This is a genomic window from Streptomyces sp. NBC_01454 (genome assembly GCF_036227565.1).
In the GTDB taxonomy this organism is placed as follows: domain Bacteria; phylum Actinomycetota; class Actinomycetes; order Streptomycetales; family Streptomycetaceae; genus Streptomyces.
In genome coordinates, this window is the sequence record NZ_CP109460.1 from 504,737 (window position 1) to 527,543 (window position 22,807).

The following is a 22,807-nucleotide window of genomic DNA, read 5'->3' on the forward strand; positions in this document are numbered from 1 at the left end:
CGCCGTTCGCAGGTCGGCGACCTTGTTGGCGATATTCACAGTGAGGTTTCCGGCCGGGTTCCACGGCGGAAATGCGGGCGCCGGCCACATTCCGGTCGCCGACTGCCCGCGCGGCCGGCGTGCGGCACCTTTCCGACTTGGAGTTGTTGATCACAAGGGCTACGCTGAGCATGCTTGGTTGCCTCCAGCAACTAATTTCGCGACACCGCACCGGCGCAGAGCACTGCGCCCGCCGCCGTCAGGAGGAAGCCCGACATCATGCCCAGCACCGCCCCGACATTCCGCACCTACGTGGAGGAGAACCTCGATGTCCTTAGTGCCGACCCGGCGCGCGAGGCCCTGGTCCACCAGGGCCGCCGCGTCACCGCGGGTGAGTTCCGCACGCTCGTCCACCGCCTGGCCCGCGCCCTGCGCGCCCGCGGCGTCGACCGCGGCACCACCGTCACCCTGCTGAGCGGCAACCTCCCGGAGACCCTCGCCGCCCGTTACGCGGCCAATCTGCTCGGCGCCCGGGTCAACTTCCTCTACAACAAGCTGTCCGCCGAGTCCCAGGCCGCCATCGTCCGCGATGTCGAGACCCGTGCCCTGATCGTCGACCCGCGGCTGGCCGACCGGGCCGCCGAGGTCACCGCGCTGGCACCGGTGCCGGACGTCCTCGTGCTCGGCCCGGCCAAGACGGGCGCGGATCTGCTGGAGCTGGCGGCCGGCGAGTCCGACGAGCCGTTCGCGAGCCGGGCCCGGCCCGATGATGTGTGCACCATCCGCCACACCGGCGGCACCACCGGCCACCCCAAGGGCATCTGCACGACCTTCACGCAGGCCCGCTGGTTTCACGGAGCGCTCCGGCTGGAGGCGGAGCACGAGCGCCGGCAGCTGGTCTGCACGACCCTCGCGCACGCGGCGGGTGTGATGGCCGACAGCACCCTGCACGCGGGCGGCACGGTCGTCCTGCTCGACGACTTCGACCCCGCGACCGCGCTCGCCACCATCGAACGCGAGCGCATCACCGACCTCTTCCTGCTGCCGCCGCTGCTCTACCAGCTGATGGACCACCCGGACGCGCAGCACACCGACACCTCCAGCCTGCGACTGGTGACGTACGGCGGCTGCCAGGCGTCCCCGGCGCGGATAGCCGACGCGGTACGGATGTTCGGCCCGGTGCTGGTGCAGGGTTACGGGCAGAACGAGGCCGGCGGCATCAGCACGCTCGCCCAGGAAGACCACGACCCCGAGCGCCCCGACCGGCTGCGGTCCGCGGGCAAGGTCCTGCCGGGCGTCGAGGTGGCGATCCGCGACGAGGCGGGCCGCGACCTGCCGGCCGGTGAGCACGGCGAGGTCTGTGTGCGCTCCGACATGATCATGAAGGGGTACTGGAAGCAGCCCGAGCTGACCGCCGAGGTGCTGCGGGACGGCTGGCTGCACACCGGGGACATCGGATTCCTCGACGCGGAGGGGTACCTGACCATCGTCGACCGGATCAAGGACATGATCGTCGTGGTCGGCGGCCATGTGTACACCACGGAGCTGGAGGACCTGCTGAACTCGCACCCGCAGGTACTCCAGAGCGCCGTGTTCGGCGTCCGGGACGCCGACCGCATGGAGCGGGTGCACGCCGCCGTCGTACGGGCGCCGGGCGGCACCGTCGACGCCGCGCAGCTGGGCGCGATGGTGCGGACGGAGCGCGGCGCGATGTACGAGCCCGCACGGCTCACGTTCGTCGAGGCGCTGCCGCTGACCGACGCCGGCAAGCCGGACAAGAAGGAACTGCGCCGGCAGGCCGAGCAGGAGGCCGGCACCGCCGGATGACCGCAGCGACGGGCCGCCGCAGCTGAGCGCCACGACGGCCCGTCTGTTCTGCTGCTGATCAGAGGATGCCCAGCAGACCGAAACCGAACGGGAAACCGAACAGCCCGCCGAAGCCGAAGCCGCCACGACCGAAGCCGCCACGACCGAAATCACCACGACCGAAACCACCACGGCGACCACCTTCGAATCCGCGGTCGAAACCGCGGTGGTGGCAGCTGTGGCGGTGGTTGTTGCGGCCATGGTCGGCCTGGGGAGCGGCAGAAGCGATGCCGGCGAGCGGGACAACGGTGGCAGCGGCGATCGCCGCAGCAGCCACGGAGCGGCCTATGAACTTGCGCATTGCGTTTCTCCTGTTTGGCAGGAAATCGGACAATCGATGAGTACCGCGCACCGGCCAAAACCTCGCAGACACGGCGAACAGCCACTCCAACGGCCCCGGGAATTGCTCCGGTCGCGCTAACGAACGGGGGCCGGCGGTCCCGCCGCCGCGCCGGTCAGAGCCGGATGATGACGAGAGCCGCGTCGTCGGTGGCGCCGCTGGGCGGCAGCAGCTCCACCAGCAGCGCGTCGGCCAGCTCCTCGGCACCGGCCCCGAGGTGCCGGGTGAGCGCCGCCGCCAGCCGCGCCAGGCCGACGTCGATGTCCTCGTGGCGGCGCTCAATCAGCCCGTCGGTGTACAGGACCAGCACCGCCCCCTCCTCGAAGGCGAGCTCCGCCTCGGGGCGGGCCACATGCTCGGGGCGCGCGCCCAGCGGCGGGTCGGTCGCCCCGTCCAGCAGCTCCACCGTGCCGTCCGGGTGCAGCAGGGCCGGCGGCGGATGGCCGGCGCTGCTGTAGGCCAGGGTGTTCGTGGACCAGTCGATGATCGCCTGCACCGCGGTGGTGGACTCGGCGCCCTCCACCGACCGGGCATAGATGCCGAGCACCTCAAGGGCCTGGGCAGGGCCCCCGGTGACCCGGGTGGCGGCGCTCAGCGCGCTGCGCAGCTGGCCCATGACACAGGCGGCGTCCAGCCCGTGGCCGACCACATCGCCGACGGCCACCGCCATCCGGTCGCCGGGCAGTTCGGCCAGGTCGTACCAGTCGCCGCAGACATTGAGCGCGCCGACCGCCGGCCGGTAGCGCACCGCCGCCCGGTGGTGCCCCACGAGCCGCGGCGCGGGCAGCATCGCTTCCTGGAGGGCCAGCACCACCTCCCGCTCCCGGTCGTGGGAGCGCCGCAGCCGGTCGTTGACCTCCTGGAGTTCCTGGGCACGGCGGAAGAGCTCGGCCTCCATCCGCTCCCGGTCGTCGCCGTGGTGGCGGGCGCCGGCCCGGACGATCTCGGTGACCTCCTCGACCCGGTGCACGATCAGCCGCACCTGCCCGTCGGGGCCGAGCACCGGTGCGTTGACCGGGCTCCAGTACCGCTCCTCGAACACGCCCGGCCGGCCGGGCGGCTCGACGTCGTAGCGCTGCAGCGCCATGGTGTCGCACCGGCCGGTGGCCAGCACCCGTTCCAGGGACGCCCGGAGGTTGCGCATCCCGGTCGCGCCGGGGTCGTCGGGGTTGTCGGGGAACGCGTCGAAGAGGTGGCGGCCGACCAGCTCGCCGCGTTCCCGCCCGGCCCGCTGCAGCAGCGCCTCGTTCACCTCGGCGATCACCAACTCCGGGGTGAGCAGCAGCACTCCGCCCGGCAGCGCCTGGAACACCGCCGCGTAGTCGATCGGCGGGCCGCTCATGTGCGCCCCGTGCCCGGGGGTGGGATCGGCATGCGCCGGGTCCCGGGATGCAGGTGGGCGCAGAGGAACGCCACGGCCAGCGCGGCGGCCATCCCGTAGAAGACCGCCCGGTTGCCCTCGGCGAAGTCCATCCGCACCGCGTCCAGGACCGAGGGCGGCAGCCGCGAGGCGCTGTCCCCGGCCGGTGGCCGGCCGCCCTGGCCGGCGAGGGAGCCGGTCAGGCCGTGGGCCAGTTCGCGGGAGGTGGCGGTGGACAGGCCGCGGTCCTTGAGGCTCTCGACGATCCGGTCGGTGGTGACGCGCGCCAACACCGTGCCCAGGACGGCCAGGCCCAGGCCGGCGGCGTAGCTGCGGACGGTCTGGGTGACGCCGGTGACCTCGCCGTAGGACGTGCCGACCGCCCGGCTGACGGCATCGGTCGAGGCGGGCGCGAGCAGCAGCCCGATGCCGGCTCCGGCCAGCACGATGTAGGGCCACTGGGCGCTCAGCGACAGGTCCGTCATCTCGTGCGCCCACAGCGCGAAGCCCACGGCGGCCAGCGCGGTACCGAGCCGGAGCGCCGGCCGGGCGCCGCGCCGGTCGAGGATCCAGCCGCCGAGCTGCGCCGCGATGCCGAAGCCCGCGAAGAAGACCAGGAGATACAGCCCGGCCTCGTTGGGCGACGAGCCGAGGGCGACCTGTGCGTAGACCGAGGCGAAGAAGAACACCGGGACGAACGCCGTCATCGCGAAGAACAGCACGACGACATCGGCGACGAAGGCGCGGTCGCGGAAGACCCGCAGGCTGATCAGCGGGTGACGGGTGCGCAGTTCGAGGCGGACGAAGACCACCAGCACCAGCAACCCGCCGAGGGTGCACGCCCAAGTGGCCGGGGCGGCCCAGCCCCAGGTGGCGGCCTGCTGGAGGCCCAGCACGCTCAGGACCGTACCGGCGGCGAGCAGGAGCGCACCGCGCCCGTCCAGGCTGCCGCGGCGGGCGTCGTCGGGGATGTGCGCCAGCAGCGTCAGGGCGACGGCGACCACCGCGACCGGCACATTGACCCAGAAGACGGCCCGCCAGGTCCAGGTGGTGAGCCAGCCGCCGAGGACCGGTCCGAGGGCGGTCAGCGCACCGGAGAGCCCGAAGAACAGGGCCAGGGCCCGCCCCCGGCGCTCGGCGGGAAAGACCATGACCACCACGGCGAGCGCCGCCGGGAACATCAGGGCCGCGCCGATGCCCTGCCCGGCCCGGCACACGATCAGCCAGGTCAGTGCGGCGTCCCCGTGCGGCACGGCGCCGCACAGCGCGGCGGCGAGGAGGAAGACCACGGTGCCCACGAGCATGATGCGGCGGTGGCCGAGCAGATCGGCCAGCCGCCCGCCCAGCGCGAAGCACGCCGCGAGGGCGAGCAGATAGGCGTTGACGACCCATCGGATGCCGGCGGCGGTGAGGCCCAGATCCTCGGCGATCCGCGGCGCCGCGATGGACACGAGCGTCTGGTCGATGAAGGTCATCGACACCGCGAAGAGCATGGCCGCGAGCGAGAGCGTCCGGTGCGCCGCTCCCGGCCCGGCCGCCCGCTGTGCCTCCGGCGCGCGCCGGCGGTTCGCCTCCGGTGCGTTCCTGTCGTGCGCCACGTGCGAAATATTCCCGTCCGGGCGGGGCGGGCGCATGCCGGGGACGGGGGACGGCCCGCCGTCGGCACCCGGACGACGGGGCCGGTGCGGACCTGTGGGCGCCGTGGGCGGGTACGGCCGTTCGGGTCAGGCCGCCCGGCGCCGACGCGTGCGGCGGGGCCACCGGTCGCCGGGGCCGGTGTCCGGCCGGCACCCGCCGGGCCGGCGCCGGCCCGCGCTCACCGCTTACGGGCCCGGCTCGGCTGCACCCGGGACGGCTCCCCCGGCATCTTCGGGTGGTCGGGCGGATAGGGCATGTCCCCCAGCCCTTCGTCCGTCTCCTGCCGGTCCGCGGCTTCCAGGACGGATTCCAGGCCGAAGGCGTGGTCGGCCATGTCGGCGTGCACATCGCCGAGTTCCGCGAAACGCGGTGGCACCGTCCGCAGGTCGAAGTCCTCGGGTGCGGCGTCGGACAGCTCGTCCCAGCGCAGCGGGGTGGAGACGGTCGCCCGCGGCCGGGCGCGCAGCGAGTAGGCGGAGGCGATGGTCCGGTCCCGGGCCATCTGGTTGTAGTCGACGAAGACCTTCTCGCCGCGCTCCTCCTTCCACCAGGCCGAGGTCACCTGGTCCGGCATCCGGCGCTCCAGCTCCCGGGCCACGGTGATGGCGGCGCGCCGGACCTCGGTGAACGTCCAGTGGGGCCGGAGCGGCACATAGACGTGCACCCCGCGGCCGCCGGACGTCTTGGGCCAGCCGCGCAGCCCGTGCTCGGTCAGCAGCTCCCGCAGGGCGTGAGCGACCCGGACGGCGTCGGCGAAGCCGGTGCCGGGCTGCGGGTCGAGGTCGATCCGCAGTTCGTCGGGGTGCTCGGTGTCGGTCCGGCGGACGGGCCACGGATGGAACGTCAGACACCCCAGGTTGGCCGCCCAGAGCACGGCCGCGGGCTCGGTGGGGCACATCTCGTCGGCGAACCGCCCGCTGGGGAAGGCGATCCGGGCGGTGGGCAGCCAGTCGGGCAGTCCCTTGGGCGCCCGCTTCTGGTAGAAGAACTCGCCCTCCACGCCGTCGGGAAAGCGCTGCATGGTGGTGGGCCGGTCGCGCAGGCCCCGCAGCACCCCGTCGGCGACGGCGAGGTAGTACTGCGCGACATCCAGCTTGGTGAAGCCGCGCTCCGGGTAATACGTCTTGTCGGGGTGCGACAGGCGCACCGTGCGCCCCGCGACGTCCAGCTCGACAGCTCCGCCTCCGGCCATGACTCCACGTTAGGTTCCGTGCCGCGGCGCCGCGCGCCGGGCGAACGGTGTGCCGCCCGCATCCGGCGCGCGGGAAGCGCCGCCGGCCGTCAGGATCGGGACATGGATCTGCCCGTGATGCCCCCGGTCTCCCCGATGCTCGCGAAGCTGGTGACCGACATTCCCGCCGGCATGCAGTACGAGGCCAAGTGGGACGGCTTCCGCGTCATCGTCTTCCGGGACGGCGACGACGTCGAGATCACCAGCCGCACCACGAAGCCGCTCACCCGCTACTTCCCCGAAGTGGTCACGGCGGTGCGGGCCGAGCTGCCGCGGCGCTGTGTCCTCGACGGCGAGATCGTCATCGCCCATGACGGCCGGCTGCACTTCGAGGAGCTGCTGGAGCGCATCCACCCGGCCGACTCCCGGGTCCGGACCCTCGCCGAGCGCACACCCGCCTCGCTCGTCGCCTTCGACCTGCTGGCGCTGGACAACGCCGCGCTGGTGCACGAGCCGCAGACGGCGCGCCGGGAGGCCCTGGTCGAGGCGCTGCGCCCGGCCCGTGCCCCGGTGTACACCGCGCCCGCCACCACGGATCAGGAGCTGGCGCGCCGCTGGTTCACCCAGTTCGAGGGGGCGGGGCTGGACGGGGTCGTCGCCAAGCCGCTCGATCTGCCGTACCGGCCCGGTGACCGCGCGATGTTCAAGATCAAACATGCCCGGACCGCGGACTGTGTGGTCGCGGGGTACCGGCTGCACAAGAGCGGGCCGGTGGTCGGCTCCCTGCTGCTCGGCCTGCACGACGACGCCGGGCACCTGCAGCACGTCGGGGTGTGCGCGTCGTTCCCCATGGCCAGGCGGCGCGCGCTGGTCGAGGAGCTGGCGCCGCTGCGGATGGCGGACGCCGCGGGGCATCCGTGGGGCGCGTGGACCGACGAGGCGGCGCATGCCTCGCGGCGGATGCCGGGCGGGCCCAGCCGCTGGAGCGGCGGCAAGGACCTGTCGTGGGTGCCGTTGCGCCCGGAGCGGGTGTGCGAGGTCGCCTATGACCACATGGAGGGCGACAGATTCCGGCACACCGCCCAGTTCCGCCACTGGCGCCCGGACCGTACGCCGGAGAGCTGCACCTACGCCCAGCTGGAGGAGCCGGTGCACTACGACCTGGGGGAGCTGCTGCGGGGCTGACCGCGGGAGCGGGCCGGTGCCGTGCCGGGCGCGGGCCGTTCAGTGGTCGTTCTCCGGGGGCCAGCGGCGCCGGGTCTCCCCCGGCGCGAGGCGGTCGACGACCTCCGCGAGTTCCCGGCAGGCGTACTCGATCTTGTGGCGGATGCTGTACTGCTCGGCGATGACCGCCGACAGCAGCAGCGCGGTGAGCGCCGCGGACGCGTTGAGGGCCTGGAGGTTGATCATCGCCTCCAGCAGACTCTGTCCCCGGAACGGTCCCCGGCGGCCGTTCGCCGCCGTGATGGCCAGGACGGACACCAGCAGCACGATCGGGGCCGCGCCCGCCAGCTGGAAACGCAGCGCCGCCCACACGATCAGCGGAAAGACCAGGAACAGCAGCGAGAGTTCACTGGTGACCGCCACATACGTGACCACGACCGAGGCGGTCAGCAGGATCGCCGCCTCGGCCCACCGGTAGCCGGGTACGTCCCGGGGCCGGCGGAGCGTACGGCAGGCGAGGAGCAGCGGGGTGACGACGAGGATGCCCATCGCGTCGCCCACCCACCACGCCGCCCAGGTCTTCCAGAAGCCGCCGGCCGGCAGCACCCCGCTCAGGAGAAGCGTCCCGGTGCCCACCGTGGCGCTGATCAGCATTCCGGCGAACGCGCCGAGGGCGACCAGCGCCACCCCGTCGCGCAGCCGGTCGAGTGCGGTGCGAAAGCCCACCCTGCGCAGCATCCAGTAGGCGCACACCGGGGCCAGGGTGTTGCCCGCCATGATGCCGATGACGGAGACCTGGAGATCGCTGATCGAGGCGACGACCAGGAGGGTGCCGAGCGCGATGCCGGGCCAGGTCCGCAGGCCCAGCAGGAGCAGACAGCTCAGCGAGATGCCCGTGGGCGGCCAGAGCGGCGTGACCTGGGCACCGGCGATCACCACCTGCTCCAGCAGGCCGATCCGTGCGGAGGCGTAGTAGACGCCGGCGAGGACAAGGATCGTCAGGGCTACCGGTGCGAGACGGCGGAGTTCCTCGGTGCGCACCACACCGGCCATCAGACAACGCCGGTGGCCGGGCACCGGCCGCGACACGCGGCCGTGCGCTCCGGCCACACGCCCGGCCCGCGCTTCACCCGGCTCTGGGCGCCGCCGCGTCGAAGCGCAGCACGATCACCGCGGAGTCGTCGGTGTGCCCGGTGAATTCGGCCACGCTCATCGCCACGTCGGCCACCGTGGCCGGGTCGCCGCCGGCATTGGCGCTGACCAGCCGGGTCACCTGAGCCAGCCCGGCCTCGATCGGGAACGAGGGCCCCTCGACCACCCCGTCGGTGAGCAGGACGAATGCGCCCGCCGTGGTGAACCGCCGGCGGGTCACCGGATAGTCCTCCCCCGCGACGATGCCGAGCGGCAGGCCCCCGGGGTCGTCGGCGAGGCCGTGCCGGCCGTCGGTGGTGGCCCAGATGCCGGGCACATGACCGGCCCGGGCGCTGGACAGCTCCCAGGCGACCGGGTCGAAGCGGACGAAGGTGCAGGTCGCGAAGAGCCCGCAGTCGACCGAGAGCAGCAGGTCGTTGGCCCGCCTCAGCACCTCCCCCGGGTCGGGGGCGTGGACGGCGACGGCGCGCAGCCCGAAGCGGATCTGGCCCATGAAGGCGGCCGCCTCGACGTCGTGCCCCTGCACATCGCCGATGCAGAAGGCGAGCGAGCCGTCGGGCAGCGGGAAGCCGTCGTACCAGTCGCCCCCGATGTCCAGTCCGTGCCGGGCGGGGGCGTACGTGGCGGCGGCGCGCAGGCCCGGTACCACGGGCAGGACGGTCGGCAGCATGTCGTGCTGGAGCGCCTCGGCCAGCTCCACCCGGGCCCGCTGCTTCTCGGCGCCCTCCCGCGCCTGGGCGGTCAGCCGGCCGAGCGTGGTCAGCAGATCGTCGGCGCTCGCGGACCGCGGGGGACGACGCCGCAGCATGGATCGCTCCAAGGTGCGTCGGTGCAGGAGCCGCCGCGGGGCCACACTCCGTGCGGTGCTCCGCGTGGGCCGTCTGACCTGGCTTCATGGGGACCCCTGGGGGGTCCGCCTTTCCGGGTTCATCTTATTTCTGCGGTCCGACTTCCGCTTGACGGCCGTCCGGCGGGGCGCACTCCCGCCGGACGGCCGGTCCCGCGCCGGGCTCAGGCGGTGGCCGCCGCGCGGGGTGCCTGCAGATGCCGGACGCCGGACCGTACCGCCCAGAAGAAGACCGCGAGCGCGAGGGCGGCGACGGTGAGGGAGTCGTACGGGGCGGGCAGCCGGCCGGAGCCCTCGAAGGTGCCCAGCCAGGAGAGCAGCGTCAGGGCGACGAGGTAGACCACCAGCCAGGCGCCGGTGCGGAGTTCGGCACCGAGCGGGCGGCGCGGGCCGGCGCCGTCGGCCTCCGGGGCGTCCTGGTCGGCCCGGGCGGCGGGGCGGCGCATGGCCAGGAAGATCAGCAGGCCGCCGAGGACGAGCGGCAGCGCGAGCCGCAGGTCCTGCCAGCCCGACCAGTAGACGAACTCGCTGGACACCACGAAGCTGAGCGGCGCGATCCAGCGCAGCCCCGGGACCCAGCCCGCGGTGTGGCCGCCCGGCTCGGCGCGGAAGACGGCGACCGCGACCGCGGAGGCGGCGTAGATCAGCAGATACATGTCGCCCATGACGCTGACGATGTCCTGCCAGCCGCCGAACGGCAGCAGGAAGACCACGATGACGACGAGGTTGATCACCAGGGCCCGGCGCGGGATGCCGAACCGCTGGTTGACCTTCATGAAGTACCGGGGAATGGTGCCGTTCTTGGCGAGCGCGTAGGTGTGCCGGGCGTCGATCGCCACGCCCACGTACGCCGAGCCGCCGGGCGAGACCACCGCGTCCGCGTAGAGCAGGCTGGACAGCCAGTGCAGGTTGAGGATCAGGGCGAGCTGTCCGAACGGCGAGTCGAAGGAGACCCCCTGCCAGCCGTGGCCGAGCAGGTTCTCCGGGACGGTGAAGAGGAACGCCAGCTGCAGGGCCAGGTACATCAGGACGGCGAGGCCGATCCCGCTGAGGACGGCGCCGGGGATGGTCCGGCGGGGGTTGCGGGTCTCGCCGGAGAAGTCCAGCGGCGCCTGGAAGCCGTTGACGGAGTAGACGATGCCGCCGCCGGCCAGCGCGGTCAGGCAGGCGACATAGCCGTACGGCGCGAATCCGCCGTGGTCCGTCAGCCGGCCGGAGTGCCAGCCCGAGGCGATCAGCGCGATCACGGTGACCACCGGGACGACGATCTTGAACACCGAGACCAGGTTGTTGAGCGTGGCGAACATCCGCACCGCGAACCAGTTCAGCACCGTCAGCAGCACGCTGAGCCCGGCGGCCAGGGCCAGCCCGGAGAGGGTGAGGGTGTGGCCGTTGTAGAGGCCCGGGAGGTAGTGCGCGGCGTACTGCATGATCGCGCTGATCTCGGCCGCGGTGCCGCCCACCGACAGCAGCGTGGACCAGCCGATGAGGGTGCCGACGAGCCGGCCGCTGGCGAACAGCGGCCAGCGGACCGTGCCGCCGCCCTCCGGCCGGGACGCGCCGAGCTCGATCATCACCAGGGCGACCAGTGCGCACAGCACGCCGGCGCCCACCCAGGACAGCAGTGCGGCGGGGCCGGCGGTCTGTGCCGCGTACATGGCGGCGAACAGCCAGCCGGAGCCGACGATATTGGAGAAGCCGATGCCCGTCAGCCCCCAGAAGCCCAGGTCACGGCGCAATCGGCGCTCCTGCGCCTGCACTTCCGGCGCGCCGGCGCCCTCTCCCCCGGCTGATACCTGACGCTCCGTCACGGAAAACGGCCTCCTTGATTCACTGTTCCGGCTCGCCGGACCCTACTCGACCGGCGGCGAGCGGAAATGTCCCGCTCCACCAGCGGACACTTCCTCCACACGGCGTGCCGCCACGGCGCCGGAGCGTGCGGCGTCCGGCCGGGAGGGCAGCGACCGGACGCAGGGGAACGCGGGAGCGCACGGCCGCGCGGGGCGCAGCCGACACAAAGAATTCATATGGCGAGCGACACCCGGCGGACCGCAGCGGACCGCGGCGGCACTCACGCCAGCCGATCCGCCGGAATGCCGAAGGTCGCCGCCAGCCCCGCCCGGCCGGCCTCGGTGAGGTGGACGACGCGGCGGTACTTCCCGTGGCGGAGCCACTCCAGGGCGAACATCCGAGCGGTGAGCGCGGCACCGAGCCCGCCGGCGAGGTGGTGGCGCCGCTCCGCCCAGTCGACGCAGTAGCGGACGGACGCCCGGCGGCGCGGGAGCCGTTCGGTGTCGACACCGAAGGCGGTCAGCTCCGTGTGGCCGTGCGGGGTGAGCACGTAGACGGGGTCGGCGGGATCGACGGCGTCGTCCCCGGCCGGCTCGGCGGTGAGGATGCCCTGCACCTGGAGGGCGCTCATCACGGCGACGCCCAGCCGGCCCGCGAGGTGGTCGTAGCAGAGCCGGGCGCGCAGCAGGGCCTTGGCGCGGGTGTCGGCGTTCAGCGAGCGGACCGGCAGCGGGCGGGCGATCAGGGCGAGTTGTTCCAGGGCGCGGGCGACGTCCGTCGTGGCGAGCCGGTAGTAGCGGTGGCGGCCGTCGAGTTCGACGGTCAGCAGCCGGGCGTCGAGGAGCTTGGCGAGATGTCCGCTGATGGTGGAGTTGCTGACGCCGGCCTCGGCGGCCAGGGCGCTGGCCGGCAGCGCACCGCCGCCGGCCAGCGCCAGCAGCACCCTGGCCCGGGAGGGGTCGCCGATCACCGCCGCGACCTGGGCTATATCGGCTTCGCTGCGCACATCCATGATTTCGACGGTACGCCGGGGATGCTTCGGCAGACAGCGAAAGGTCGCCGTACGGGTCCCGCCCCCCGGCTCCCCCCGGCTCCCACCCGGGTCCCGTACGGCGAGCACGCTTCGGCCGCCGCCGTACCGACCCGGCTCGACACTGGCCGTATGCCGACGATCTGCCCGCCCGCCGCGCCCCCACGGACCACGAGCCGGAGCCCGACACTGCCGCTGGTGGCCCTCTGCCTGGGCTACTTCATGGTCATTCTGGACGTCACCGTCGTCACGGTGGCCCTCCCGGTGATCGGCACCTCCCTGCACGCCGGGGTGACCGGACTCCAGTGGGTGGTGGACGGCTACACCGTGGTGTGCGCGGGGCTGTTGCTGTTCTGCGGCGGGCTCGGCGACCGGCTGGGCGGCAAGGCGGTGTTCCTGGGCGGGCTGCTGGTGTTCACCCTCGCCTCCGCGGGGTGCGCACTCGCCCCCACCGTCACGGTGCTGGTCGTGGCGCGGCTGGTGCAGGGCCTGGGGGCGGCGCTGATGGTGCCGGCTTCGCTGGCGCTGCTGCGGACGGCGTATCCCGAACGGGCCGCGCGCGCCCGGGCGTTCGGCGTCTGGGGCACCGTCGCGGGCCTGGCCGCCGGGGCCGGGCCGGTCCTGGGCGGCGTGCTGGTCACCGGTCTCGGCTGGCGGTCGGTCTTCCTCCTCAATCTGCCCGTCGGCCTCGCCGCGCTGCTCCTGACCGTGCGTCACGTACCGCACTCCCCCGCCGGCCGCGCCCGCCGCGGCCTGGACCTGCCGGCGCAGGCCGCGGCGGCGGTGGCGCTGGCCGCCCTGGCCACGGGGTGCATCGAGGCCGGGGCGCTGGGCTGGACCCGTCCGGCCGTTCTCGGCGCCTTCGCGGCCTCCGTGTGCGGAGCCCTCGCGTTCCTGGTCCTGGAGCGGCGTGCCCGGGCGCCGATGCTGCCGCTCGCGCTCTTCCGCGTCCGCGCCTTCTCGGCCTCCGCGGTCATCGGCGTCCTGCTCAACGCGGGTTTCTACGGGCTGCTGTTCCTCGCCCCGCTGTACTTCCAGCAGGTGCACCACTACAGCGCACTGCGCACGGGCTGTGCGCTGCTGCCGGCCGTGGGAGTGGTGGCCCTCGGCTCCGCGCTGGCCGGACGGCTCACGGCGCGCACCGGACCGCGGCTGCCCATGGTGGCCGGGCTGCTGGTGGGCGCGGCCGGGCTCCTCGGCTGGCTGGCGGCGGGCCCGGACACGCCCTGGGCCGCGCTGGCGGCCCCCATGGCCTGCGTCGGTTTCGGTACCGCGCTGACCATGCCGGCCTCGACCGCGGCGGTGATGGAGGCCGCGCCCGGCGAACGCGGTGGCGTGGCGGCCGCGGTGTTCAACGCCGCACGGCAGACCGGCAGCGCCCTGGGCGTCGCGCTCTTCGGCACGCTGGTGGCCCCCGGGCTCGTACCGGGCCTGCATCTCTCGGTGCTGATCGGCGCCGCGGGCTTCCTCACCGCGGCGGCGCTCGCCGCACGCCGGATCCCGGGCAGCGGCCGGGCGGGCGCGGCGGACCGGGGGTGACCACGCGCCCGGCGTCCGCACCGGCAGGCCCGTAGGCATCTTTCGCCGGGGCGGGGTAGGAGTCGCCCGGGGAGGCCGCATCGGCACACGGGAGTGCCGGCGTCCCCGGGCATGCTGTAACGAGGCGAGGAGCGGACGTATGACACTGCCGTGGCGGGAGAACGAGGACTGGCGCCGCCGGTATCCGCAGCCCGGTCCCGACTGGACGCAGGGCATGCCGCAGGGGCCGACGGATCCGCTGACGCCCATGGGACGAGTCGACCAGTACGGCCGGATGGGGAGCGCGCTGCGCGGTGGCGCGCTGTCGTCCTGGCAGCGGAAGGTGATCGCCGGGTTCGTCATCGGCGCGGTCGCGGTCGCCGTGGGGGCGGTCCTGCTGGCCCTCTTCGGCTGACCGGCCGACGGACGGTCCGGGAGCGGACGGCCGGCCCGCGGGAACCGTCCGCCGGGGAGCCCGGGAGTGCCCCAAGACCCGCCACGGCCACGCCCGTTCAGCAGCTCCAGCAGCCCGACCAGCAGGCCGACCGGTGGGGGCGGTGACGCCGTGCGTGGAGCCGGCCGGCGGGCCGTTCGTCCGCGTCGACGGGCGCGGCGAGGGCGCGCAGCGCGGCGATCCGCTCGCACAGCACGACGCTGAGGGCGGCGATCTCTTCCGGCCCGGCACTGCCCTTCTCGATGCGCAGCCAGGACTCGGGCACCTCCTCGGGCACCGGACAGCCGTCGGCGGGCGGCACGGCGATGCCGGCGGCCGGGCTCCCGTCACGGGGCGTGCGCTCGACCGTGGGAGTGCCCGCACCGACGGTGGCCGTGCCCGCGGCGGTGGGTGGGTGCTCCACGAGGGGGGCGGTGGCAGCGATGAGGGGGCCGGCGACGGTGGAGACGTCCGTGCCGACGGGTCCGGCCTCGCCGGTGACGGTGCTCGCGTCCGTGGTGGTGCTCATGTCTGGGGTCCATGGGCTAGGCGACGGTGCGTGGCGCATGACGGGCCGCCCCGGCGTCGCGCTGGTGCCGCGTGCGGACAGGTCACCGTCCCGACGCTACGAGCGCTCCGGGGCGGTGTCGCGCGGGGGGCGCCCCGCCTGCGCCATTCGGACGACCCCGCCGCGGTCCCAGGCGTGATATCCGGGGCCGGGACCGTGTTGCTCCCGGCCCTCGCACCCCGGGCGACGAGCATCGCGGCCAGGGATGTGCAGGCACGCGGCTGCCGGATGACGCAGTCAGGATGGCGGGACGATGAGACGTGACCAGGCCGACGACGGGCGTGCGCCGACGCGGGACGAGGGGCGCCGGGGCTTTTTGAAGTGCGCGGCGGGGATGGCGGGTGCGGCGGCCGCCGTGGGACTCGGCGGGGAGGCCGCCGCCGTCCCCGCGTCCCGGCCGGCAACCGCCCTGCGCGAGGACCCGCAGCTGCCCGACCGGATCGCCTTCCACGGGCAGCACCAGGCCGGCATCGTGACTCCGCAGCAGCTCTTCGCCGGGTTCGTCGGCTTCGATGTGCTGGCCGAGAACCGGGAGCGCCTGAGCGAGCTGTTGCAGCGGCTCACCAAGCGGTCACGCATCCTGGCGGCGGGGGTGAAGCCGCAGGACGAGCTGGTCGCCAAGGAGGCCCCGACCCCCGACTCGCTGACCATCACCGTCGGGGTCGGCGCCTCCCTCTTCGACGACCGGTTCGGGCTCTCCGGGCACAAGCCCCGGCATCTCAAGGCCATGCCGGCCTTCCCCGACGACCGGCTGGAGCCGGCCCGCTGCCACGGTGATCTGTCGCTGCAGATCTGCGCCCAGCACCCCGACGCGATCGTCCATGTGCTGCGCGATCTGACCCGTGAGACGGAGGGGCTGCTGCGGCCCCGCTGGCGCGCGGACGCCTTCCTCAACCCCTCGCGGCCCTCGGGGTCGCCCCGTACCTTCATCGGCTTCAAGGACGGGATCGTCAACCCGGACACCGGATCGGCCCGGGAGATGGACCGGCTGATGTGGGTGACCCCGCCCTGCGGCGAGCCGGAGTGGGCCCTGGGCGGCAGCTATCAGGTGCTGCGTCTGATCCGCTTTCACGTCGAGAAGTGGGACAAGCTGCCGGTGGACCGCCAGGAGCGGATCTTCGGCCGGCGCAAGGCGAGCGGTGCCCCCCTCGACGGCCGGAACGAGAGGGATGTGCCGCGCTACCACGACGATCCCAACGGCAAGAAGATCCCGCTCGACTCCCACATCCGGCTGGCCAACCCCCGCACCGAGAAGACCGACAACTCCCGCTTTCTGCGCCGTAGTTACAACTATGACGCCGGTTTCGACCGCAGCGGGAAGATGGACCTCGGGCTGGTCTTCTGCGGCTACCAGCAGAACCCGGAGCGGCAGTTCGCGACGGTGCAGCGGCGCCTGCGGCACGAGCCGCTGTCCGAGTTCGTCACCCCCATCGGGGGCGGCTACTTCTTCAACCTGCCCGGGGTGCGGGACGCCGACGACTGGTTCGGCTCCCGGCTGCTGGAGAAGATCTGAGCGAAGCGGTGGCGGTGCCCCGGCGCCTGTGACGCCGGGGCACCGCCACCGTGCGACCGCCCCTCAGCAGATCCGCGGCAGCTGCTCGCCCAGCGGCAGATCGACCACCCGGGTGCCGCCCAGCGGGGTGCGGGCGACGACCATGCCGGGGTGGGTCTCGACGGTCTCGCCGATGACCGCGGCGCCGGCGCCCAGCGGGTGCGCACGCATCGCGTCCAGTACGGCGTCGGCGTGGGCACGCGGGACGAACGCCACGAGCTTGCCCTCGTTGGCGACGTACATCGGGTCCAGGCCGAGGATCGCGCAGGCGTTGGCGACGGCCGAGGGGACGGGTACGGCGCGTTCCTCGATGACGATGCCGGTACAGGAGGCGGTGGCGATCTCGCACAGCGCCGCGGCCAGTCCGCCCCGGGTGGGGTCGCGCAGCACATGCAGATCGGGGGTGACGGCGAGCATGGTCTCGACGAGGCCGCCGAGTGCCGCGCAGTCGCTCTCGATCTCCACGCCGAATTCCAGGCCCTCCCGCACACTCATGATCGCCACGCCGTGCAGGCCGATGTCACCGCTGACGATCACCACGTCGCCGGGGACGACACGCTGCGGCCGCAGATCGACGCCCGCCGGGATCAGTCCGATGCCGGCGGTGTTGAGGTAGACGCCGTCGCCGTGGCCGGCCTCGACGACCTTGGTGTCGCCGGTGGCCACCTCGACACCGGCCGCCCGCGCGGCCACGCCCATGGCGTCGGCGACCCCGGCGACCACCGGCATCTCGACGCCTTCCTCCAGGATGAAGCCGCAGGAGAGATAGGCGGCCCTGGCGCCGCTCATGGCGAGGTCGTTGACCGTGCCGTTGACGGCGAGATCGCCGATACAGCCGCCCGGGAAGAACAGCGGCCGCACGACGTAGGAGTCGGTGGAGAACGCCAGGCGTACGCCGCCGAGGGAGACCGCCGCGGAGTCGCCGAGCTGGGCGAGGATCTCGCCGCCGAAGGCCGGGGCGAAGATCTGCTGGACGAGTTCGGCGGACAGCGCGCCGCCACCGCCGTGCCCCATGACGACCCGGGGCTGGTCGCGGACCGGGGTGGGGCAGGTCCAGCCGGAGATGTCGACGGTGGGCAGGCCGCGGTCGGCCGGGGTGGGGGCTCCGTGGGCGGATCGGGTGGTGTCAGGCAACGGGGCTCGCCTCCTGCGGGGTGGACGGGGTGCCGAGTCGGCGGTAGAGGTAGTAGGCGGCGCAGGCGCCCTCGCTGGAGACCATGGTGGCGCCGAGCGGGCTGCGCGGGGTGCAGGTGGCGCCGAAGGCCTCGCACTCATGCGGCTTGATCAGCCCCTGGAGGACCTCCCCGCTGCGGCAGGCGGCGGGTTCACGCGTGGTGATGCCGTCGACGGAGAAGCGGTACTCGGCGTCGTATGCGCGGTAGCGCTCCGAGAGCCGCCAGCCGCTGGCCGCAATGGTGCCGATCCCGCGCCAGGCGCGGTCGGTGACCTCGAAGACATCGGCGAGCATGGCCTGGGCCGCCGGGTTGCCCTCGGGGCGTACGGCGCGCGGATAGGCGTTGTCGACGGTGTGCTCGCCGCGCTCCAGCTGGCGCACGGTGCGGCGGATGCCCTCCAGGATGTCCAAGGGCTCGAAGCCGGTCACCACGATCGGCACCCGGAACCGTTCGGCCAGCTCCGGGTACTCCTGGGTGCCCATCACGCTGCACACGTGGCCGGCGGCCAGGAAGGCCTGGACCCGGCAGCTGGGCGACGTCATGATCGCTTCGATGGCGGGCGGCACCCGGACGTGCGAGACCAGCAGGCTGAAGTTGGGGATGCCGAGCTTGCGGGCCTGATGCACCGTCATGGCGTTCGGCGGTGCGGTGGTTTCGAAGCCGATGCCGAAGAACACCACCTCGCGGTGCGGATTCTGCTGGGCGATCTTCAGGGCGTCGAGCGGGGAGTAGACGACGCGTACGTCGCCGCCGTGGCTGCGCACCTGGAACAGATCGCGGTCACTGCCGGGCACCCGGAGCATGTCGCCGAAGGAACAGAAGATCACGTCGGGGCGGGAGGCGATCTCCAGCGCCTTGTCGATGACCTCCAGCGGCGTCACACACACCGGGCAGCCCGGTCCGTGGATCAACTCCACGTTGTCGGGCAGCAGTTGGTCGATGCCGTGGCGGATGATGGTGTGGGTCTGGCCGCCGCAGACCTCCATCAGGGCCCAGGGCCGGGTCACCGTGGCCCGGATCTCGTCGAGCAGCCGGCGGGCCAGCTGGGGGTCCTGGAATTCGTCGAGGTACTTCACCGGCTCGCCTCCGTCACGCCGTCTCCGAGCGCGGCCGCCGGTGCACCGCCGGCCGCGGCGACTGCCCCGTCACCGCCCTGGGAGGCGGCAGCCGCCTCCCAGGGGTCGCCGAACTCCTCCTGCAGCAGGCCCAGTTCCTCGAACAGGGCGAGGGTGTGCCGGGCGGATTCCTCGTCCAGTCGCTGCAGTGCGAAGCCGACATGGACGATGGCGTACTCGCCGACCCGCAGATCGGGGACGTACTCCAGGCACACCTCCTTGACCACCCCGCCGAAATCGACGGTGGCCATGCGGGTGCCGTCCCGTTCCTCGATGTCCAATACCTTGCCGGGTACCGCCAGGCACATGGGCCTCTCCTCGTCATGGGTGCGTTGCGTCTGCCTCGTCGGGGCACCGCTCAGGGCACGCCCACCCCGCCGAACACGGGTACCGTGCGGGCCGCCACGACGACCTGGCCGAGCGCCAGTCCGCCGTCGTTGGGCGGGACGCGGCGGTGGCGCAGGACGGTGAACCCGTCTTCCCGCAGGAGGCGGGCGGTGGCCTCGGCCAGCAGGGTGTTGGCGAAGACACCACCGGTCAGCGCCACGGTCGTCAGGCCGGCACGCTGCCGGGCCAGCACACAGCAGCGCCGCACGAGGTGGGCGACCGCGGTGTGGAAGCGGGCCGCGATCAGCGCCGGGGCGGTGCCCGCACGGAGGTCCTCGACGATGGCGGTGAACACCGGGGCCGGGTCGGCGACGGTGTCGGCGCCGCCCTGGCCCGTCGGCGCGTCGTGCAGCGCGAAGGTGTAGCCGGGGCCGTGGTCCTCGCCCGCGCCGAGCGCCGCGGCCTCGAGGGCGACGGCGGCCTGGGCCTCGTATCCGGCGTGGTGGCAGATCCCGGCCAGCGAGGAGACGGCGTCGAAGAGCCGGCCCATGCTGGAGGTGGGCACGCAGTTGAGGTGGCGCTCCAACTGCCGTGCCAGCAGTGGTCGTTCCTCGGGCGGGCAGGCCGCCACCGGGGGCAGATCGGCGGCCCAGTCGAGGCCGGCGGCGCGCAGGTGGGACAGGGCCATCCGGTAGGGGCGCCGTACGGTGGTGTCGCCGCCGGGCAGCGGCACATAGGCGAGCTGTCCGAAGCGGCGGTACCCGTCGTAGTCGGCGAGCAGGATCTCGCCGCCCCACACGGCGTGGTCGTCGCCGTAGCCGGTGCCGTCGAAGGCGACGCCGATGACCGGCCGGCGGTCGCCGAGTCCGTGTTCGGCCATGGCCGCGGCGATGTGCGCGTGGTGGTGCTGGACGCGTACCAGCGCCCGGCCGGCGGTGTGGCCCTCGGCCCAGCGGCCGGAGCGGTAGCCGGGATGCCGGTCGGCGGCCAGGAGTTGGGGGCGCACCCCGGTGACCGTCTCCAGATGCGCCTCGGCCTTCTCGAACGCGAGCTGGGTCGCCAGGTCGTCCATGTCGCCGATGTGCGCGGACAGCCAGGCGCGGCGTCCCTCGGCGACGCAGAGCACGTTCTTCAGGTCGCCGCCGGCCGCCAGTGCGGGCCGCACCGCTACCGGGAGCGGGACGGGCAACGGCGCATAGCCGCGCGAGCGGCGGACGAACAGCGGCTCCCCGTCACTGATGCGGACCACGGAGTCGTCGCACGGGAGGTGGATCGGCCGGTCATGGGTGAGCCAGGCGTCCGCCAGCCGCGCCAGCCGCGCCACGGCCTCGTCGTCGTCGGTGACGATCGGTTCGCCCGCGAGGTTGCCGCTGGTCATGACGAGCAGCCGGGGGCCGGGCGGGTCGCCGGGCAGGCCGAGCAGCAGATGGTGCAGCGGGGTGTACGGCAGCATGACGCCGAGGTCGGGGCTGCCGGGGGCGACGGCGTCCGAGAGCGCGGGCGCGCCGGGGGGCGGGGCGGGGTGCGGGGCGCGGCGCAGCAGCACGATGGGGCGTACCGGCCCGGTGAGCAGCGCGCGCTCCTCGTCGCCCGGCCGCACCAGGTGCTCGACATCGGCGAGTTGACGGGCCATCAGGGCGAAGGGTTTGTCGCCGCGGGACTTGCGGCGGCGCAGCGTGGTGACGGCGGTGTCATCGGCGGCGTCGCAGACCAGGTGGTAGCCGCCGAGGCCCTTGACGGCGACGATCGCGCCGTCGGCGAGCAGCCGGCGGGCGTCGGCGACCGGGTCGGGGCCGGTCGCCGGGCGCGGGGGGCGGGTGCGGTCGTCGGGATCCGCGGTCAGCAGTCGCAGCCGGGGGCCGCAGTCGTGGCAGGCGATGGGCTGGGCGTGGAAGCGCCGGTCGGCCGGGTCCGCGTACTCGCGCGCACAGCGGGCGCACATCGGGAAGCGGGCCATGGTCGTCAGGGCACGGTCGTAGGGGACCGCGGTGACGATGGTGAAGCGCGGCCCGCAGTGCGTGCAGGTGAGGAAGGGGTGCCGGTGGCGTCGGTCGGCCGGGTCGGTCAGCTCGGCGAGACAGGCCGCGCAGGTGGCGGCGTCCGGGGAGACCAGGGTGCGCGAGGGGCCGTCGGCACGGGAGGGGAGGATACGGAACCCGGCGTCGCGGGCCAGCGCGATGTCCGCGCCGTCGACGGACTCCACCACGGCCAGCGGGGGCGCCTCGGCGCCGATCCGTTCCCCGAAGCGGGCGAGCGCGGCGGGGTCTCCCTCGACCTCGGCGACCACGCCGTCACCGGTGTTGGTGACATGGCCCGTCAGGCCCAGCTCGGTGGCGAGGGTGTGGACGAACGGGCGGAAGCCCACGCCCTGGACGACGCCGCGCACGGTGATCCGGCGGCGGGCGGCGGCTGCCGCGGGGGCCGTCGCGAGGGCCCCGTCGACCTGCCCTGTGGTCATGAGCGGCTCGACGCCACGGTGTCGGAGCCGGTCGGGTGCGGATGGCCGCCGTGTGCCCGCGGCGCGTGGGTGTGCTCGCCGTCGTGGGGGTGCTCGTCGTGGGTGTGGCCGCCGTCGTGGGGGTGATCGTGCGGGTGGCCCGCCTCGTACGGCCGGCCGTCCTCGACGTCGTGCACATGGTGGGACTTGCGGGTCATCACCGGGATGTGGACCGGCGCTCCGTCGCGCGCCGCGAGCGCCCGGTCCAGCAGCGCCCCGTCGCCGGTGCCGCCGCGGGCCGAGGTGAGCACGACCTCGACACCGGGGTTGATCCGTTCGACGTTGGCGCGGAACTCCGCCTCGTCGAAGGAGACCGCGCCGGCGATGTCCATCTTGGTGACCACGACCAGATGCGCGAGTCCGAAGGCGGTGGGGTACTTCAGCGGTTTGTCCTCGCCCTCGGTGACCGACGCCAGCACGACGCGCAGCGTCTCCCCCAGGTCGTAGGAGGCCGGGCAGACCAGATTCCCGACGTTCTCGATGAACAGCAGTCTGGTGTCGGCGGGGAGCCAGCCGTGGAGGTGCCCGCCCAGCATCTCCGCTTCCAGGTGGCACAGCCCGTCGGTGAGCACCTGTTTGACGGGGACCCGGGAACGGGCCAGCCGCACCGCGTCGTTCTCCGTCGCGAGGTCGGCGGTGAGCGCGGCGACCGGGATGTCCCGGCTGCGGGCGAGGGTGAGTTCCCGTTCCAGGAGGGCGGTCTTGCCGCTTCCGGGGCTGGAGAGCAGATTGACCAGCGCGGTGCCGCGGGCGGCGAGGTCCTCGCGCAGGGTGTGGGCGCAGGCGTCGTTCTTGGCAAGGACCGCCTGTTGCAGGTCGACGACACGGCACATGGTTCAGCGCTCCTCGTGAGTCGGTGGGTGTGCCGGGGCGTCGTTCCAGCACACGCTGACGATCTGCAGTTCGCGGCCGGAGAGCAGCTCGGCGCTCGCCCCGCCGCAGCCCGGACAGCTCAGCTGCGGGGGCATGCCCACCGGCCAGGTGTCGGCACAGGGACCGCAGCGGGCGCGCGCGGGAACGGGCTCCGTGACCAGTTCCGCGCCCTCCAGCACGGTTCCGGCACAGGCGAGGGAAAAGGAGAAGGCCAGCGCGTCGGAGACCACGCCGGCCAGTTCGCCGACCTGCAGCCGGACGCTGTGGACCGTGCCGGCCCCGTCCGGCCGGGCCGCGCCGGCGACCTGGTCCACGACCGCAAGCGCGATGGACATCTCGTGCATCGGTCCCTCTCTGGTACGGGGACGACCGGGGCCGCTCGGCTTCATTAGACGGCGCGTCCAGAGACCG

Annotated in this window: 20 protein-coding genes; 5 read left to right on the forward strand and 15 right to left on the reverse strand. The window is 73.6% G+C overall.

Going from position 1 to position 22,807, the window contains the following annotated elements:
• Positions 1–258 precede the first annotated feature (258 nt).
• The gene (locus OIU81_RS01760) at positions 259–1,806 is read left to right on the forward strand and encodes an AMP-binding protein (protein ID WP_329142381.1); all 1,548 of its coding nucleotides are present in this window, start codon (positions 259–261) and stop codon (positions 1,804–1,806) included.
• 58 nt (positions 1,807–1,864) lie between these two features.
• Here the strand turns inward: OIU81_RS01760 and OIU81_RS01765 are convergent, their stop codons facing one another.
• The 4 genes from OIU81_RS01765 to ligD form a co-directional block, all read right to left on the reverse strand.
• The gene (locus tag OIU81_RS01765) at positions 1,865–2,146 is read right to left on the reverse strand and encodes a hypothetical protein (RefSeq protein WP_329142382.1); all 282 of its coding nucleotides are present in this window, start codon (positions 2,144–2,146) and stop codon (positions 1,865–1,867) included.
• 154 nt (positions 2,147–2,300) lie between these two features.
• Positions 2,301–3,527 (reverse strand): PP2C family protein-serine/threonine phosphatase, encoded by a 1,227-nt coding sequence (locus OIU81_RS01770; RefSeq protein ID WP_329142384.1) that lies wholly within the window; start codon positions 3,525–3,527, stop codon positions 2,301–2,303.
• Positions 3,524–5,038 (reverse strand): MFS transporter, encoded by a 1,515-nt coding sequence (locus tag OIU81_RS01775; protein ID WP_329154790.1) that lies wholly within the window; start codon positions 5,036–5,038, stop codon positions 3,524–3,526. Before OIU81_RS01775 ends, OIU81_RS01770 begins: the two co-directional genes overlap by 4 nt.
• A 323-nt stretch (positions 5,039–5,361) precedes the next feature.
• A complete protein-coding gene (gene ligD / locus OIU81_RS01780) occupies positions 5,362–6,375 on the reverse strand; it encodes a non-homologous end-joining DNA ligase (protein ID WP_329142386.1) in 1,014 nt (337 codons plus the stop codon).
• A 102-nt stretch (positions 6,376–6,477) separates the two neighbouring features.
• Between ligD and OIU81_RS01785 the strand changes: the two genes are divergently transcribed.
• Positions 6,478–7,539: an ATP-dependent DNA ligase gene (locus tag OIU81_RS01785; RefSeq protein WP_329142388.1), complete on the forward strand. Its 1,062-nt coding sequence runs from the start codon at positions 6,478–6,480 to the stop codon at positions 7,537–7,539.
• A gap of 39 nt (positions 7,540–7,578) precedes the next feature.
• Here OIU81_RS01785 and OIU81_RS01790 read toward each other — a convergent pair whose 3' ends face one another.
• The 4 genes from OIU81_RS01790 to OIU81_RS01805 form a co-directional block, all read right to left on the reverse strand.
• Positions 7,579–8,562 carry an MASE1 domain-containing protein gene (locus OIU81_RS01790; protein WP_329142390.1) on the reverse strand — a complete coding sequence of 328 codons (984 nt, stop codon included), beginning with the start codon at positions 8,560–8,562 and terminating at the stop codon, positions 7,579–7,581.
• Positions 8,563–8,644: 82 nt separating this feature from the next.
• Positions 8,645–9,478: a PP2C family protein-serine/threonine phosphatase gene (locus OIU81_RS01795; RefSeq protein WP_329142392.1), complete on the reverse strand. Its 834-nt coding sequence runs from the start codon at positions 9,476–9,478 to the stop codon at positions 8,645–8,647.
• Between the two features lie 203 nt (positions 9,479–9,681).
• Positions 9,682–11,328, reverse strand: a complete 1,647-nt coding sequence (locus OIU81_RS01800; protein WP_443073891.1) for an APC family permease — start codon at positions 11,326–11,328, stop codon at positions 9,682–9,684.
• 260 nt (positions 11,329–11,588) lie between these two features.
• Complete coding sequence (locus OIU81_RS01805; protein ID WP_329142393.1) at positions 11,589–12,320, reverse strand: ArsR/SmtB family transcription factor; 732 nt, start codon at positions 12,318–12,320, stop codon at positions 11,589–11,591.
• 150 nt (positions 12,321–12,470) lie between these two features.
• Here OIU81_RS01805 and OIU81_RS01810 point away from each other — a divergent pair, with 150 nt between their 5' ends.
• Positions 12,471–13,877, forward strand: coding sequence for an MFS transporter (locus tag OIU81_RS01810; protein ID WP_329142394.1), 1,407 nt, complete (start codon positions 12,471–12,473; stop codon positions 13,875–13,877).
• A gap of 139 nt (positions 13,878–14,016) precedes the next feature.
• On the forward strand, positions 14,017–14,271 hold the full coding sequence (locus OIU81_RS01815) for a hypothetical protein (protein ID WP_329142395.1): 255 nt from the start codon (positions 14,017–14,019) through the stop codon (positions 14,269–14,271).
• A 97-nt stretch (positions 14,272–14,368) separates the two neighbouring features.
• Here OIU81_RS01815 and OIU81_RS01820 read toward each other — a convergent pair whose 3' ends face one another.
• The gene (locus OIU81_RS01820) at positions 14,369–14,818 is read right to left on the reverse strand and encodes an acyl-CoA carboxylase epsilon subunit (protein WP_329142396.1); all 450 of its coding nucleotides are present in this window, start codon (positions 14,816–14,818) and stop codon (positions 14,369–14,371) included.
• Positions 14,819–15,110: 292 nt separating this feature from the next.
• Between OIU81_RS01820 and efeB the strand changes: the two genes are divergently transcribed.
• On the forward strand, positions 15,111–16,370 hold the full coding sequence (gene efeB / locus OIU81_RS01825; protein WP_329142397.1) for an iron uptake transporter deferrochelatase/peroxidase subunit: 1,260 nt from the start codon (positions 15,111–15,113) through the stop codon (positions 16,368–16,370).
• 63 nt (positions 16,371–16,433) lie between these two features.
• On the opposite strand, the gene hypE is transcribed toward efeB, so the two are convergent.
• Genes hypE through OIU81_RS01855 form a run of 6 tightly spaced genes read right to left on the reverse strand, consistent with a single transcriptional unit; the run spans position 16,434 to position 22,740 of the window.
• Positions 16,434–17,543, reverse strand: a complete 1,110-nt coding sequence (gene hypE, locus OIU81_RS01830) for a hydrogenase expression/formation protein HypE (protein WP_443073892.1) — start codon at positions 17,541–17,543, stop codon at positions 16,434–16,436.
• Entirely contained in the window at positions 17,536–18,660 is a 1,125-nt protein-coding gene (gene hypD / locus OIU81_RS01835) for a hydrogenase formation protein HypD (protein WP_329142398.1), read from the reverse strand. Before hypD ends, hypE begins: the two co-directional genes overlap by 8 nt.
• The gene (locus OIU81_RS01840; RefSeq protein WP_329142399.1) at positions 18,657–19,007 is read right to left on the reverse strand and encodes a HypC/HybG/HupF family hydrogenase formation chaperone; all 351 of its coding nucleotides are present in this window, start codon (positions 19,005–19,007) and stop codon (positions 18,657–18,659) included. Before OIU81_RS01840 ends, hypD begins: the two co-directional genes overlap by 4 nt.
• A 50-nt stretch (positions 19,008–19,057) precedes the next feature.
• Positions 19,058–21,484 carry a carbamoyltransferase HypF gene (hypF, locus tag OIU81_RS01845; RefSeq protein ID WP_329142400.1) on the reverse strand — a complete coding sequence of 809 codons (2,427 nt, stop codon included), beginning with the start codon at positions 21,482–21,484 and terminating at the stop codon, positions 19,058–19,060.
• Positions 21,481–22,356, reverse strand: coding sequence for a hydrogenase nickel incorporation protein HypB (hypB, locus tag OIU81_RS01850; protein ID WP_329142401.1), 876 nt, complete (start codon positions 22,354–22,356; stop codon positions 21,481–21,483). The genes hypF and hypB overlap by 4 nt, the downstream gene beginning before the upstream one ends.
• Before the next feature lie 3 nt (positions 22,357–22,359).
• Positions 22,360–22,740 (reverse strand): hydrogenase maturation nickel metallochaperone HypA/HybF, encoded by a 381-nt coding sequence (locus tag OIU81_RS01855; RefSeq protein ID WP_329142402.1) that lies wholly within the window; start codon positions 22,738–22,740, stop codon positions 22,360–22,362.
• Positions 22,741–22,807 lie beyond the last annotated feature (67 nt).